The sequence below is a fragment of the Agromyces sp. P1_H4 genome (assembly GCF_056405255.1).
On sequence record NZ_JBFUCL010000568.1, the window covers coordinates 1 to 1,069 of the forward strand.

Sequence of the window (1,069 nt, forward strand, 5' to 3'; positions counted from 1 at the left end):
ACGTAGAGCGTGCGGCCGACCACGAGGAGGCCGTCGCCGTTCGGCAGGGCGGTGCCGCCGAGGTCGACCACGGTGGCCTCACCGGTGCTGGGATCGACCCGGAACAGCGTCGACGTCGATGACTGGATCACCAGCAGCGCCTGGTGGTCGGGCGTCTCGGCGATCCCGTTCGCGTTGAAGCCCGCGACCTGCTCCCAGTCGCCCGTCAGCGGGAGCACCTCGAACGAATCCGAGAGCTCACCCGAGGGGCTCACTGGGACGAAGTACAGTTCGGCGGCCGAGCTGTTCGTGAACCAGGCGCCGTCGTGCGTGAGCACGACGTCATTGACGAACGCCGCCGGGTCGGTCGTGAACTGGTAGGACTCGAGCACGGCGCCGGTGTCGGCGTCGACGACCCGAGCATCGCCCGCGGGCCCGCCGGCGATGAACAGTCGTCCTCGCTCGTCGACCTTGAGTCCGACGGATGGGGTGCCCGGGCCCTCGAGCCGGTCGAGTTGCTCGCCGGTGCGCACGTCGAACACGAAGACGTCGCCGTCGACGAGCGATCCGACGTAGCCGGTGCCGCCCGGTCCGATCGTGATGCCCTCGGGCTGGAACCCGTCGGGGAGTCCGATCACGTCAGGGAAGGGGCCACCCGATGGAGGACTCGCCTGGGCAGTGCCCGCCGCCGCGACGGCGAGGAGCCCCGTGAGAGCGATGGTGGCGAATGCACGTGCGACGATGCGACCGGACATGGCGACATGGTACGTCCGCGCTCGCGCGGCGGTACGGGTTCTGGGGAAGCTCCCAGTCGGACGGTGCGAGGGCCGCGCGGCGCTCAGCCGCGAWGGCCGAGCAGCGGCAGCACGGCGCTGAGGTCGGGTACGTCGATCGCGACATCCGCCCGCTCGCGCACCACGGGCTTCGCGCAGAACGCGACGCCCAGMCGGGCCGTGCGGAGCATCTCCAGGTCGTTCGCGCCGTCGCCGACGGCGATGGTGCGGTCGAGCCGGATGCCGCTGGCCGCCGCCCACTCCKCGAGCGCCGCCGCCTTGCGGTGCGCGTCGACGATCGCCCCGTCGACCCGCCC

2 protein-coding genes are annotated in these 1,069 nt (G+C 71.9%); both read right to left on the reverse strand.

Annotated elements, in window-relative coordinates:
* Window positions 1–734, reverse strand: a 734-nt coding sequence (locus AC1DY2_RS20020) for an SMP-30/gluconolactonase/LRE family protein (RefSeq protein WP_476764008.1), incomplete at its 3' end; no start/stop codon positions are given.
* An 83-nt stretch (window positions 735–817) separates the two neighbouring features.
* The coding region (locus AC1DY2_RS20025) for an HAD hydrolase family protein (RefSeq protein ID WP_476764009.1) at window positions 818–1,069 on the reverse strand (252 nt) is incomplete at its 5' end.